Below are 12,013 nucleotides of genomic sequence, written 5' to 3' on the forward strand. Positions count from 1 at the left end.
GCGTCTTCTCGGCCCGCTGACGCAGTTCCAGCAGCTTCAGCTCGCCGACCTTGTAGGCCAGGGCCTGGCCGGGCCACGAGACGTAGCGCTTCAGCTCGACCTCGATATTGACCGGCGACAGGGCGGTGTTGTCGGTGAAGCAGGCGCGGGCCTGGTCCAGGCTCCAGCCCTTCCAGTGCATGCCGGTGTCGGCGACGAGTCTGCAGGCGCGCCACATCTCGTACGACAGCCGGCCGAACAGTTCATAGGGGTCGCGATAGATCCCCATCTCCTCGCCCAGCCACTCCGAATAGAGCCCCCAGCCCTCGCCATAAGCATTGAAGTAGAGGCCGCGGCGGAACTCGGGGACGCCGACCTGCTCCTGGGCCAGCGAGGTCTGGATATGATGGCCCGGCGCGCCCTCGTGCAGCACCAGGGCCGGCAGCTCGTACAGCGGCCGCTGGTCCAGCTCCGAGGTGTTGATCATCAGCCCGCCGGCCCGGCCGACCTTGGGGTCACCGCCGAAATAGCGGCCGGTGGTGTAGCCCTTCTCGATGCTGGCCGGCACCGGCCGCACGCCATAGGTTAGGCGCGGCAGGACGCCGAAATGGGCCGGCAGCTGGTCGTCGGCGCGCTTGGCGATCTCGCTGGATTTCTCCAGCAGCTGCTGACGGCTGGTGGCGTAAAAGCGCGGATCCTTACGCAGCAGGGCGATGAAGGCCGGCAGGTCGCCCTGGAAGCCGGCGGCCTTCATGGTCTCCTGCATTCGCCCCCGGATACGGGCGACTTCAGCCTGGCCCAGGTCGTGGATCTGGTCGGGCGTCAGGGTGGTGGTCGTGTGCCGGCGGGTCAGGAAGGCGTAGTAGCGCTTGCCGTCGGGCAGATCCGAGGCCGCCAGGCTCTTGGCCGCGTGGGGCGCGTACTCCTCAGCCATGAACTTGACGAAGCTGGCGCGGGCCGGGGCGACCTTGTCGGTCAGCGCCGTCTCGCCCTCGGCGATCAGGGCCGCGCGGCCGGGGACGGCGGCGGGCAGCGCGCGCAAAGGGGCCAGCAGGGGATCCTCGGCCAGGGGTGTGGCCGCCGTCCGCTGGGCCCGCTCCAGCACCGCCTGGGCCGTCGGGACGGCCTGGACGAAGCCGCTGGAAACGCCGCGGCGGGCGTTGTCGATATTGGCGGCGTACCAGCCGGGCATGCCGTTCAAGAGAGCGATCCAGCGCTTGGCCTCGTCGGCGTTGCGCAGGGTCATGCCGCTGGCCCGGTACAGCATCATCACGTCGAAGCCGCCGTCGCTGCTGAACGGCATGCGGGCCTCATCGAAGCTGGCGGCCTCGATCCGCTCGGTCAGGCTGAACAGCAGCAGGTCGCGGGTCAGCCGCTCCTCGTCCGAGAGCCGCTTGGGGCTCATGGCCGTCAGCTCGGCCTGGATCGTCTTCAGCTTGGCCGCCCGGTCGGCGTCGGCGGCCGGTGAGACGTCGGGCAGGCGCCAGCGGGCGTCGGAGGAACCGCCGGAATCGGGATCCTCGCCCGGATCGCCCAGCGCCTCGTAGCGCACGACCAGGTTGGTCAGGGTGGCGGAGGGTCCGGCCCAGGCGGCGGACACCGTCAACGCGGCAAGACAGATGCCGGCCAGCCCGGCGCGCCAAGTGCGGATGCGAGTCATGCGGCCGAGCTTAGGCCAAGCCCCGGCGCGGATCGACACGCGAATCGCCGGTCGGTGTGACCGCTCGGAAGCATCCAGAATTTCAGAGAGAACCGGGAATGGAGCGGGCGAAGAGATTCGAACTCTCGACCCCAACCTTGGCAAGGTTGTGCTCTACCACTGAGCTACGCCCGCATCGGCGAGGCCCAAAGGAGCGCCCCGCGACGAGGAGGCGGCTTATGGCAGAGCGCTTCGCGGTTTGCAAGAGCCCTTTGAGGGGTTGCGAAGCGGCTTTTTTCAGAGGCTTGATCCGCACGGGTTTCAGTCGAGTTTTTCGGGGGGCGGAGTTCTGGCGTTGCGTCTGTTCGTGTTCGGTCTGGGCTATGTCGGCGAAGCTTTCGCCAGCGCTTTGCGGGCCCGCGGCTGGGAGATATCGGCCACCGCGCGCGGCGCCGAGCAGGCGCAGGCTCTGCGCGCTCAAGGAATCGTTCCCGCCGATCCGGACGACCGCGACGCCATGGCCGCGGCCCTCACCGGCGTGAACGCGATCCTGGTCACCGCCCCGCCCGGGCCCGACGGCTGTCCGGCCCTGGAGTCGGTGATCCCCGCCCTGGCTCAGGCCCAGGCCTTCCCCGACTGGATCGGCTATCTCTCCACGACCGGCGTCTATGGCGATTTCGAAGGCCGCTGGGTGTTCGAGACCTCGCCGCTGAAAGCCCAGTCGGTCGAGGGGGCCCGCCGGGTCGGGGCCGAGCGCGACTGGCGCCAGGTCGGGCGCGGCATGGGCCTGACCGTGGCGACCTTCCGCCTGCCCGGCATCTACGGCCCCGGCCGCAGCGCGCTCGACCGCCTGCGGGCCGGCGAAGGCCGCCGGATCGTCAAACCGGGCCAGGTGTTCAGCCGCATCCATGTCGACGACATCGTCTCGGGCCTGCTGGCCTCGCTGGACCGGCCGCGCGCCGGCGGGATCTACAATCTCGTCGACGACGAACCGGCCCCGCCGCAGGACGTGATGGAACACGCCGCCAAGCTGTTGGGCGTTCCCGTCCCGCCGGATCTGCCGTTCAACGCCCTGGGCATGTCGCCGGCCACGCGCCGCTTCTACGCCGAGAACAAGCGCGTCTCGAACGCGAGGGCGAAGGCGGAGTTGGGCTGGCGGCCACAGTATCCGACCTATCGGGAAGGGCTGGCGGGGATCCTAAAGGCGGGTGGCTAGAGGCTGTTATGGGTGGTGGGCGGACGTCCAGAATCCCTCTCTCATAGAGAGAGGGAGGGGCCCGCTGCGAAGCGGTGGGAGGGTGAGTGGTTTCACCCTCACCGGAAAGACCCAGCGTCTTCCGCGAGCCTCCCAAGGAGGCAAATTCAAGCCTTCGCTACGGGGATAAGACCAACGCCGTCTTGGTCAGAGCTTCATTCGGCAAGATTATAACCTCTCACCCTCCCATGCTGCGCATGGGCCCCTCCCTCTCTCTATGAGAGAGGGATTTGGTTGGTCCGACTGGGTCGAGAAGAGCTCCTTGGCTACTCCTCGTCCAACACCGGCATTCTCGGCGTGATCCCCACCGCCTCCAGCCCCGCCGCGTTGCGCAGCCGCGCCGCGCGGGCCAGGCGGCGGGAGACGAGGTCGCCCTCCTCCGGCTCGGCCAGGCCGCGCGCCTCGGCGACGGCGGCGACCAGGCGCTGCAGGTCCTGGGGGCGCGACAGGCGGTGGTCGCCGTCCTTGATCAGGCTGAAGACCACGTCGTCGCTGTTCAAGGCGTTGGCCAGCTCCAGGGCGTGAGTCCACGGCACGTCCGGATCGGCCCCGCCCTGCAGCATCCGCACCGGGACGTCGATCGGCACGGGCCCCGGCAGGATCGACCACCGCGCCCCATCCTCCAGCAGGTCGCGGGTGATGGCGTAGCCGCCATCGTCGTACTCGGAGGGCCGGATCCAGAAGCCGTCGCGGGCGATGGCCGCCTGGGCCTCGGGCGAGAGCTCCGGCGCCATCAGCTTCTCGGTGAAATCGGGAGCCGGCGCGATCAGCACCATCGCCTTCACCCGATCGGGCCGGGCGATCGCCGCCAGGCAGGCCAGCCAGCCGCCCATGGACGAGCCGACCAGGACCAGCGGCCCGTCGGTCAGTTCGTCGATCACCGCCAGGGCGTCCTCGCGCCAGCGGCTGATCGTGCCGTCCCGGAAGGCGCCCTCAGATTCGCCGTGGCCGAAATAGTCGAAGCGGACGTAAGCGCCGCCGGTCGCCTGGGCCTGCTCGGCCAGCACCTGCGCCTTGGTCCCGGTCATGTCCGAATGGAAGCCGCCCAGCCACACGACCGTCGGCCCTTCCCCGTCCACGCGCCGATAGGCGAGTTTCGAGCCGTCTTCTCGCGCCAGGGCGCCCCGGGATTCGGTCATGGCGTCGCCTCGATCCTTTCGCTAACTAAACGCGTGCCCTTCGCCGAGAGTCGCGTGCCCGACCTACCCGCCGACTTCACCCTGCTGCAAGTCACGCCCGAACTGGAAACGGGCGGGGCGGAACAGACGACGATTGATGTCGCCCACGCCGTCGTGGCGCAAGGCGGCAAGGCCCTGGTCGCGACCCGGGGCGGCCGCATGGCCTCGCGCCTGGAAGCCGACGGCGGGCGCCTGGCCCAGATGCCGGCCCAGACCAAGAATCCGCTGATCATGCTGGGCAACGCCGCGCGGCTGGTCGACCTGATCCGGCGCGAAAAGGTCAGCCTGGTCCACGCCCGCTCGCGCGCCCCGGCCTTCAGCGCCCTGTGGGCGGCCCACGCGACCAAGACGCCGTTCGTGGCCACCTATCATGGCGTCTACAACGCCAAGTCCAATCTCAAGCGCTGGTACAACGCGGTCATGACCAAGGGCGACCTGGTCATCGCCAATTCCGAATACACCCGCGAGCACGTCATCAAGGAGCACGGCATCGCCCCCGAGAGGGTGGTCGCCATCCCGCGCGGCGTCGACCTGACGCGGTTCGAGCCCGGCGTGGTCGGGGCCGAGCGGGTCGAGGCCCTGCGCAAGGCCTGGGGCGTCGAGCCGGGCGAGCGTCGCCTCAAGGTGCTGCTGGCCGGCCGCCTGACCCGCTGGAAGGGCCAGGGCCTGCTGATCGAGGCCATGGCCTTGCTGAAGGCGCGCGGCGAGAACCGGGTGCTGCTGCTGCTGGCCGGCGACGACCAGGGCCGCAAGAGCTATCGCGCCGAACTCGTCGCCGCCATCGCCGCCGCCGGCCTGGAGGACGCCGTCAAGCTGGTCGGCCATTGCGACGACATGCCGGCCGCCTATCTGCTGGCCGACCTGGCCATCGCGCCGTCGCTGGAGCCGGAGGCCTTCGGCCGCACGGCGGTCGAGCCGCAGGTGATGGGCCGTCCGGCGATGGCCTCCGACCACGGGGCCACGCGCGAGACGGTCGTGCCCGGCGAGACGGGCTGGCTGGTCAAGCCCGGCGACGCGCAGGCCTGGGCCGACGCCCTGCTGAAGGCCTGCGAATTCGGTGCGGCCAAACGGCAAACCATGGGACAAGCGGCGCGCGCCCGTGCGCGGCGGTTGTATTCGGTGGACGCGATGTGCGAAGCGACCCTCAAGGTCTATGCGCGGGTCCTTGAGGCCCGTAGTTCGGAGCGTTCGTCTTGAGCAAGGAGATCAAGAAGGTCCTGGTGATCAAGCTGGGGGCGCTGGGCGACTTCGTCCTGGCCCTGGCGGCGATGAAGAAGATCCGCGAGGCCCATCCGAAGGCCAAGATCACGCTCCTGACCACCCCGCCCTTCGAGGCCCTCGCCAAGCTCAGCCCCTATTTCAATACGGTCGAGACCGACGGCCGCCCCGGCGACTTCGGCGAGACGCTGGCAATGATCGGCCGGATCCGCAAGGCGCGCTACGACCGGGTCTACGACCTGCAAACCAACAGCCGGACCAACTGGTACTTCCAGCTGCTGCGCCCGTTCCCGCCGCAATGGAGCGGCATCGCCTTCGGCTGCGCCTTGCCGCAGAAGGGAACCGCCCGGCTGGGCATGCACACCCTGGAACGCCAGGCCGACCAGCTGCGTGCGGCGGGTATCTGGCCAGACGCTCCGACCGAACACGGCAGCGCCCCGCCGCCGGACCTGACCTGGATCCTGCGCAAGCACAAGGAGCCGCGCCCGGTGGCCGGCGGCGCCGCGCCTCGGCCCTACGTCCTGTTCGTGCCCGGCGGCTCAGCCCATCGGCTGGAGAAGCGCTGGCCGGTCGAGAACTACGCCCAGCTGGGTGCGCTGCTGAAGGCGCGCGGCCTGGATATCGTCATCATCGGCGGTCCCCAGGAAAGCGCCATGGCCCGCCATATCCAGAAGGCCGTCGGCGGCGCGCGCGACCTGACCGGCCGCACCGACTTCGCCCAGCTGGCCGTGCTGGGGGCCAAGGCGACCCTGGCGGTCGGCAACGACACCGGCCCGACCCACCTGCTGGCCGCGGCCGGCGCCCCGACCATCGCCCTCTTCTCCGACGCCTCGGATCCCGACCTATGCGGCCCGCGCGGCCACGTGGCGGTGATCCGCTCGCCGGACCTGAAGGCCCTGCCGGTCAGCACCGTCGCCAGCGCTGCGGTGGCTTTGCTGCCGCGCTAGGTTCGCGGGGACGACGCCCCCTCCGTCACGGCGCGTATCCGCGCCGCGCCACCTCCCCCGCTTCGCATGGGAGGAGGACGCAGCTTTACACCTCCTGCCCCGCTTGCGGGGGAGGTGGATCGCTGCGGATACGCAGCGAGACGGAGGGGGCGCGCTTCGCCGGCGGCCCCCTCAATACCCCGCGTACCGCCCCGGCTTGTGGTTGGCGATGATCACCGCGCTCAGCGCCACGGCGCTGGCGACGGACAGTAACAGCTTGTCGAAGCTGATCGTGAAGAAGGCCGCGGCGATGACCAGGCAGTCGGCGGCCAGCTGCACCTTGCCGGCGCTGATCCCGCGCCGCTCCTGCAGATAGAGCGCCAGCACCCCGACGCCGCCGACGCTGGAGCGGTGACGGGCCAGGGCCAGAATCCCCATGCCGATGATCGTGCCGCCGAACACCGCCGAGAACACCGGATCGATGTCGCCGACCTTCAGCCAATGCGGCATGCCCCAGGCGAATCCCGCCAGCAGCAGGTTGGTCGCCAGGGTCTTGGCGGTGAAGGTCCAGCCCAGGGTCCGCTGGGCCAGGACGTAGAACGGCAGGTTCAGCACGAAGAACACCACCCCGACCGGCCAGCCGCCCAGATAGGAGACGATCAGCGCCACCCCGGCCACGCCGCCGGTGACCAGGCCGGCGGCCTTCAGCAGGGTCAGACCCACGGCGATGAAGCTGGCGCCGATCAGCAGGGCGTGGACGTCCTCGACGGCGGAGTGGCGATGCGGATTCATGAGGCGGCGGCAAGCGTTCTGATCAGGGAAAAACTCGTCCCGACCCCGCCGTTTCCGCCCCTGTATCCCCGAAAGACCCTTCGGGCGTCGTCTTGGGTCAAAAAAACTGGACCCGGCGACGTCTCTTTGGTCGCCGTCGCTTGATACAGCGCGGCTGGCGGGTCATATATCACTTTCTCGCGGCGCGCCCAGCGCGGCGCGCACGTGTTCAGCCCTACCCCTATCAACAGTGCCGGAGCCGTCCCTATTCGCCGTCCTATGCAAACGCCGCCCGTTAAAGACGGACCGCGTATCAACGATGAAATCCGCGTCCCCCGCGTCCTGCTGATCGACCAAAACGGCGAGAAGCAAGGCGAGATGCCGACCTCCGCCGCTCTGGAAGCGGCCGAAGAGGCAGGCCTGGACCTGGTGGAAATCGTTCCGAACGCCAATCCGCCCGTCTGCAAGATCCTGGACTACGGCAAGTTCAAGTTCCAGGAGCAGAAGAAGAAGAACGAGGCGCGCAAGCGGCAGAAGGTGGTCGAGCTCAAGGAGATCAAGCTCCGCCCGAACATCGACATCCACGATTACGAGGTCAAGGCCAAGGCCATGACCCGTTTCTTCGAGGAAGGCGACAAGGTGAAGGTCACCCTGCGCTTCCGCGGTCGTGAAATGGCCCACCCCGAGCTCGGCATGAAGCTGCTCCACAAGGTCAAGGCCGACTTCGACGAAGTCGCCAAGGTCGAGTACGAGCCGCGCATGGAAGGCCGGCAGATGATCATGATCCTGGCACCGCGCTAGGGTCTGAGGGCTTCTCCAGCCTCGCGACGCAAGACGCCTCGGCCCTCGGCCGGGGCGTTTTTCTTTGCCGCCCGCGTCGCGACCCCGTCTTCTCTGGAAAGTTGACGAGGCTCACGGCGGAAAGCCGCGTGAAGGCCTCGCCCGTGGCTCGACAGCTTGACCATGGGCCCGTATTCCTACCCCTTCATGTACCGGGGGTTGTTCATGCTGAAGTTGTTCGCTGGCGCAGCCATGGCCGCGCTGGTCGGGTTGAGCGCGCCGAGCGCCGCCATGGCGGCCGCGCCGCTCGAAGCCTATGGCAGCCTGCCTTCGCTCGAGAGCGTCGTCATCTCTCCCGACGGCTCGGCGTTGGCCCTGATCGCCACGATCGACGACGAGCGACGGATCATCGTCAAAGCCTTGAACGGCCCCGTGCTGGCCTCGGCGATCGTGGGGCACCGCAAGGTTCGCAACGTCCAGTGGGCCGGCGTCGATCATGTCGTGATCGAAGCGTCGCTCACGACCTCGATCGAGGACACGACCTATGTCGGCGAGCATTGGCAAGCCGTCGCCCTGAACGTCCGGACCGGGGCCTACATACAGCTGCCGAACAGCGCGCTCGACACCCTCCTCAATATCGTCCAGGGCCGCCTGCAGCCGGGCGCGGACGGCAAGAAAGCGGTCGTCTACACGCCGCTTTACGTCACGGTCGCCGCCAACATGCAGAGCAAGAGCGGTCATCTGGATCTCTACAAGATCGATCTCGACACGGGGACGGCCACCCGAGTGCAGATGGGCGACAACCAGACTGGAGACTATCTCGTCAAGTCGGACGGCGCCGTACTAGCCAAGGCGAGCTACGAGAACAACGAACGCACCAACGACGCGACCTGGACCCTCTCGCTGCGTCGCGGGTCGTCCTGGCAAGACGTCGCCAAGACCACCGACGCCCGCAACACGCCTAGCCTCTGGGGGATTTCGCCCGACGGCCAGTCGGTGATCATGGACACGTGGGACAAGCAGAACGCGCTGTGGCGCCCGACGCCCGTCACCCTCGCGGACGGCAAGGTCGGCGACTATATCGGCCCGCCTCGCAAGCAAGGCGCGCTGATCGACGAGGACGGCGTCGTCCTGGGCTTCACTTATCGTAATGCCGAGTTCGTCGAATACGACTTCGTGGAACCGCGCCTGAAGGCGCTCTGGCCGGCGTACCGCAACGCCTTCAAGGGCCAGCAGGTCTCGCTCCAATCCTGGACGCCCGATTTCACGAAGTTGGTCCTCTCCGTGACCAGCAGCAACTCCGCCGGCAGCTACTACCTCGCCGACACCAAGACCAAGCGCGTCGATCCGATCGGTTTGGCCTATCCCAAGATCACGGCGGCCGATGTCGCCAACGTGCGGATGATCGAATACCCGGCCGCCGACGGCCTGCCGATCCAGGCCATCCTGACAACGCCGAAGGGCCGGGCCGAAGCGGGCCTGCCGCTGGTGGTGCTGCCGCACGGCGGCCCGCAATCCCAGGACGACGTCACCTTCGACTGGCTGGCCCAGGCCGTGGCCTCACGCGGCTATGCGGTGCTGCAACCAAACTTCCGCGGCTCCACCAATATCGATCACGCCTTCATGGAAGCCGGCAACGGCGAATGGGGCGGCAAGATGCAGACCGACCTTTCCGACGGCGTCGCCTTCCTCGCCAAGGCCGGCGTGGTCGATCCCAAGCGGGTCTGCATCTTCGGCGCTAGCTATGGAGGCTACGCCGCCCTCGCCGGCGCGGCGCTTCAGAAGGGCGTCTATCGCTGCGCGGTATCCGTCGCAGGCCCCAGCGACCTGGCCGGACGGCTGCACGACGAGATACTCAAGTACGGCGAAAAGAACGACCTTATCCGCTACCGCAAGCGGGTCTACGGCGTGCAGAGCGCGAGCGATCCCAAGTTGAAGGCCATCTCGCCGGCCCTCCACGCCAAGGACGTCGAGGCGGCCGTATTGCTGATCCACGGCAAGGACGACACCGTGGTGCCCTTCAGCGAAAGCCAGAAGATGGCCTCGGCCCTTAAGTCCGCCGGCAAGCCGTATGAATTCGTCGTCCTGAACGGCGAGGACCACTGGCTTTCCAACGGCGCGACACGCAAGCAGATGCTGACCGCCGCCGTCACCTTCATCGAAAAGCACAACCCGCCGAACTGAGGTCGCCAAGCCGAAGCTTCCGGCGTAAACCGCGCCCCCTATGTCCGAGCCCCGTCACAGTAGCCGCGCCCTCGTCGTCCTCCTCCTGGTTGTGTTCATCAACCTGGTGGGCTTCGGCGTGGTCATTCCGCTGCTGCCCTTCTACGCGAAGTCGATGAACGCCGCCCCGTGGCAGGTGACGACGATGTTCGCCGCCTACAGCCTGGGCCAGTTCTTCGGCGAGCCGTTCTGGGGGCGTCTGTCGGACCGCATCGGCCGGCGGCCGGTGCTGATCGTGACGATCCTGGCCAACACCCTGGCCTATGTCGCCCTGGCCTTCGCCCCGAACATCTGGATCGCCATGGCCGTCCGCCTGGTCGGCGGGTTCGGCGGCGGCAACATCTCGACGATCCAGGGCTACATGGCCGACGTCACTCCGCCCGAGAAGCGCGCCGGGCGCATGGGCCTGCTAGGCTCGGCGTTCGGGGCGGGCTTCGTGATCGGTCCCGCCCTGGTCATGGTCATCCACCCGGGCGCGGGTCACCTGGGCTACCAATTGCCGCTGTTCCTGGCCGCCGGCATGGCGGGCGCGGCGGCCCTGGGCGTCGTCCTGTTCGTGACCGAGAGCCGTACGCCGTCCGCGCCGGGGGCGCCTCAGCCTCACCGCCGCGAGGCCCTGACCGCCGCGGCCGCTCACCCGATCCTGTCGCGCGTGCTGCTGGTCACCCTGATCTCGACCGGCGCCTTCGCCGGCATGGAGGCGGTGTTCGGCCTCTATGCGGACGCCCGCTTCGGCTGGGGCGCGAGCCAGGTGGCGGCCTGTTTCGCCATCATCGGGGTGATCGCTTCGCTGGGCCAAGGCCTGCTGACCGGAAGGCTGGCGCGGCGCTTCGGCGAAGGCCGCGTGCTGACCACAGGCCTGTCGATCATCGCCGTGACCCTGTTGATCACGCCGTTCATCCCGAGCCCGCCCGTCGCCGTCGTGGCGGTCGCCTGCACCGCCTTCGGCCAGTCCCTGGTCTTCCCGTGCGTGGCCGCCCTGATCTCGCGCGCCAGCCCGCCGGACCGCCAGGGCCAGATGCTGGGCCTGAACATGGCCGCCGGCTCGCTGGCCCGCATCGGCGGCCCGCTGCTGGCCGGACCGCTGTTTGGCCTGGCCGCCGGCGGTCCCTACTGGTTCGGCGCGGCCTTGATGGTCCCCGCCATCGGCCTGGCCCTGGTCATCGTGCGCCGGACCAAGGCGGTCGCCTAAGGTCTAAGCCCTTGCCTTGACCGAGTCTCTCCTGTAGTAACCCCGCCTTTCCGGAACCGCCTGGCCGATTGGCATGCCATGGCGGTTCGTCTTGCTATCCCAGAGGACGGGGCGAAAGCTCCGACGCGAAATGCCTAAGTTGAAGACCAAGTCGGGCGCCAAGAAGCGCTTCAAGATCACGGCCACGGGCCTGCTGAAAGCCGGCGTCGCCGGCAAGCGCCACCGTCTGATCGGCCACAACGGCAAGTACATCCGCCAAAACCGCGGAACGAAGGTCATGAGTGCTTCGGACACCAAGACCATCCGTTCGTACATGCCCTACGGCCTTTAAGAGGAGCGCTGACACATGGCTCGCGTCAAACGTGGCGTCACCGCCCACGCCAAGCACAAGAAGGTTCTTGAGCAGGCGAAAGGCTTTTACGGCCGCCGCAAGAACACCATCCGCACCGCCAAGGCCGCCGTCGATAAGGCCGGTCAATACGCGTATCGTGACCGCAAGGTGCGCAAGCGCGCCTTCCGTTCGCTGTGGATCCAACGCATCAACGCCGGCGCTCGTCTCGAGGGCTACACCTACTCGCAATTTATCCACGGCTTGGACGTGGCGGGTATCGTGATGGACCGTAAGGTCCTGGCCGACATCGCGGGTAACGACCCGGCTGCGTTCAAGGCTATTGCTGACAAGGTCCGCACCGCCCTGGCCGCCTAAGGTCTTTTTCGGGTCATCCGATCCGAGTTCGATCTGAAGAGCCCTCCGGTGCGAACCGGAGGGCTTTTTGCTGTCCGGATCTCTCCTCCTCACCCGTGAAACGGGGGAGGTGGCGCGATGCGCAGCATCGTGACGGAGGGGGCGCT

General features: G+C 68.1%; 11 protein-coding genes, 1 tRNA gene and 1 pseudogene. 8 read left to right on the top strand and 5 right to left on the bottom strand.

Annotated elements, in window-relative coordinates; genetic code table 11:
- Both AC1DSO_RS23325 and AC1DSO_RS23330 read right to left on the bottom strand, forming a co-directional pair.
- Positions 1–1,639 (bottom strand): DUF885 domain-containing protein (locus tag AC1DSO_RS23325; RefSeq protein ID WP_477071087.1); only part of this gene is annotated, 1,639 nt, incomplete at its 3' end.
- A gap of 99 nt (positions 1,640–1,738) precedes the next feature.
- Positions 1,739–1,813: transfer RNA gene (locus AC1DSO_RS23330), tRNA-Gly, on the bottom strand.
- A gap of 160 nt (positions 1,814–1,973) precedes the next feature.
- Between AC1DSO_RS23330 and AC1DSO_RS23335 the strand changes: the two genes are divergently transcribed.
- On the top strand, positions 1,974–2,834 hold the full coding sequence (locus AC1DSO_RS23335) for an SDR family oxidoreductase (protein ID WP_477071088.1): 861 nt from the start codon (positions 1,974–1,976) through the stop codon (positions 2,832–2,834).
- Positions 2,835–3,139: 305 nt separating this feature from the next.
- Here AC1DSO_RS23335 and AC1DSO_RS23340 read toward each other — a convergent pair whose 3' ends face one another.
- Positions 3,140–4,012: an alpha/beta fold hydrolase gene (locus tag AC1DSO_RS23340; protein ID WP_477071089.1), complete on the bottom strand. Its 873-nt coding sequence runs from the start codon at positions 4,010–4,012 to the stop codon at positions 3,140–3,142.
- Between the two features lie 54 nt (positions 4,013–4,066).
- On the opposite strand from AC1DSO_RS23340, the gene AC1DSO_RS23345 reads away from it, so the two are divergent.
- Both AC1DSO_RS23345 and AC1DSO_RS23350 read left to right on the top strand, forming a co-directional pair.
- Positions 4,067–5,248, top strand: coding sequence for a glycosyltransferase family 4 protein (locus tag AC1DSO_RS23345; protein ID WP_477071090.1), 1,182 nt, complete (start codon positions 4,067–4,069; stop codon positions 5,246–5,248).
- Positions 5,245–6,216, top strand: a complete 972-nt coding sequence (locus tag AC1DSO_RS23350; protein WP_477071091.1) for a glycosyltransferase family 9 protein — start codon at positions 5,245–5,247, stop codon at positions 6,214–6,216. Before AC1DSO_RS23345 ends, AC1DSO_RS23350 begins: the two co-directional genes overlap by 4 nt.
- Positions 6,217–6,301: 85 nt before the next feature.
- On the opposite strand, the pseudogene AC1DSO_RS23355 reads toward AC1DSO_RS23350, so the two are convergent.
- Positions 6,302–6,367: pseudogene (locus AC1DSO_RS23355) on the bottom strand (hypothetical protein); the annotation flags it as partial.
- Positions 6,368–6,387: 20 nt separating this feature from the next.
- A complete protein-coding gene (locus AC1DSO_RS23360; protein WP_056046886.1) occupies positions 6,388–6,987 on the bottom strand; it encodes a YitT family protein in 600 nt (199 codons plus the stop codon).
- Positions 6,988–7,245: 258 nt separating this feature from the next.
- On the opposite strand from AC1DSO_RS23360, the gene infC reads away from it, so the two are divergent.
- From infC to rplT, 5 genes are all read left to right on the top strand, one after another.
- Positions 7,246–7,767 carry a translation initiation factor IF-3 gene (infC, locus tag AC1DSO_RS23365; RefSeq protein WP_047407280.1) on the top strand — a complete coding sequence of 174 codons (522 nt, stop codon included), beginning with the start codon at positions 7,246–7,248 and terminating at the stop codon, positions 7,765–7,767.
- 204 nt (positions 7,768–7,971) lie between these two features.
- Positions 7,972–9,930 (top strand): alpha/beta hydrolase family protein, encoded by a 1,959-nt coding sequence (locus AC1DSO_RS23370; RefSeq protein WP_477071092.1) that lies wholly within the window; start codon positions 7,972–7,974, stop codon positions 9,928–9,930.
- A gap of 40 nt (positions 9,931–9,970) precedes the next feature.
- On the top strand, positions 9,971–11,161 hold the full coding sequence (locus AC1DSO_RS23375; protein ID WP_477071093.1) for an MFS transporter: 1,191 nt from the start codon (positions 9,971–9,973) through the stop codon (positions 11,159–11,161).
- A 130-nt stretch (positions 11,162–11,291) separates the two neighbouring features.
- Positions 11,292–11,492 (top strand): 50S ribosomal protein L35, encoded by a 201-nt coding sequence (rpmI, locus tag AC1DSO_RS23380; RefSeq protein ID WP_012285249.1) that lies wholly within the window; start codon positions 11,292–11,294, stop codon positions 11,490–11,492.
- Between the two features lie 15 nt (positions 11,493–11,507).
- Positions 11,508–11,867, top strand: coding sequence for a 50S ribosomal protein L20 (gene rplT, locus AC1DSO_RS23385; RefSeq protein WP_477071094.1), 360 nt, complete (start codon positions 11,508–11,510; stop codon positions 11,865–11,867).
- Positions 11,868–12,013 lie beyond the last annotated feature (146 nt).

This window comes from Caulobacter sp. P4_E5 (assembly GCF_056401555.1).

Bases quoted from the DNA above. Each gene is read 5' to 3' on its own strand.
- AC1DSO_RS23370 (WP_477071092.1), top strand. From the start codon at position 7,972: ATGCTGAAGTTGTTCGCTGGCGCAGCCATGGCCGCGCTGGTCGGGTTG.
- infC (WP_047407280.1), top strand. From the start codon at position 7,246: ATGCAAACGCCGCCCGTTAAAGACGGACCGCGTATCAACGATGAAATC.
- AC1DSO_RS23360 (WP_056046886.1), bottom strand. From the start codon at position 6,987: ATGAATCCGCATCGCCACTCCGCCGTCGAGGACGTCCACGCCCTGCTG.
- rplT (WP_477071094.1), top strand. From the start codon at position 11,508: ATGGCTCGCGTCAAACGTGGCGTCACCGCCCACGCCAAGCACAAGAAG.
- rpmI (WP_012285249.1), top strand. From the start codon at position 11,292: ATGCCTAAGTTGAAGACCAAGTCGGGCGCCAAGAAGCGCTTCAAGATC.
- AC1DSO_RS23340 (WP_477071089.1), bottom strand. From the start codon at position 4,012: ATGACCGAATCCCGGGGCGCCCTGGCGCGAGAAGACGGCTCGAAACTC.
- AC1DSO_RS23375 (WP_477071093.1), top strand. From the start codon at position 9,971: ATGTCCGAGCCCCGTCACAGTAGCCGCGCCCTCGTCGTCCTCCTCCTG.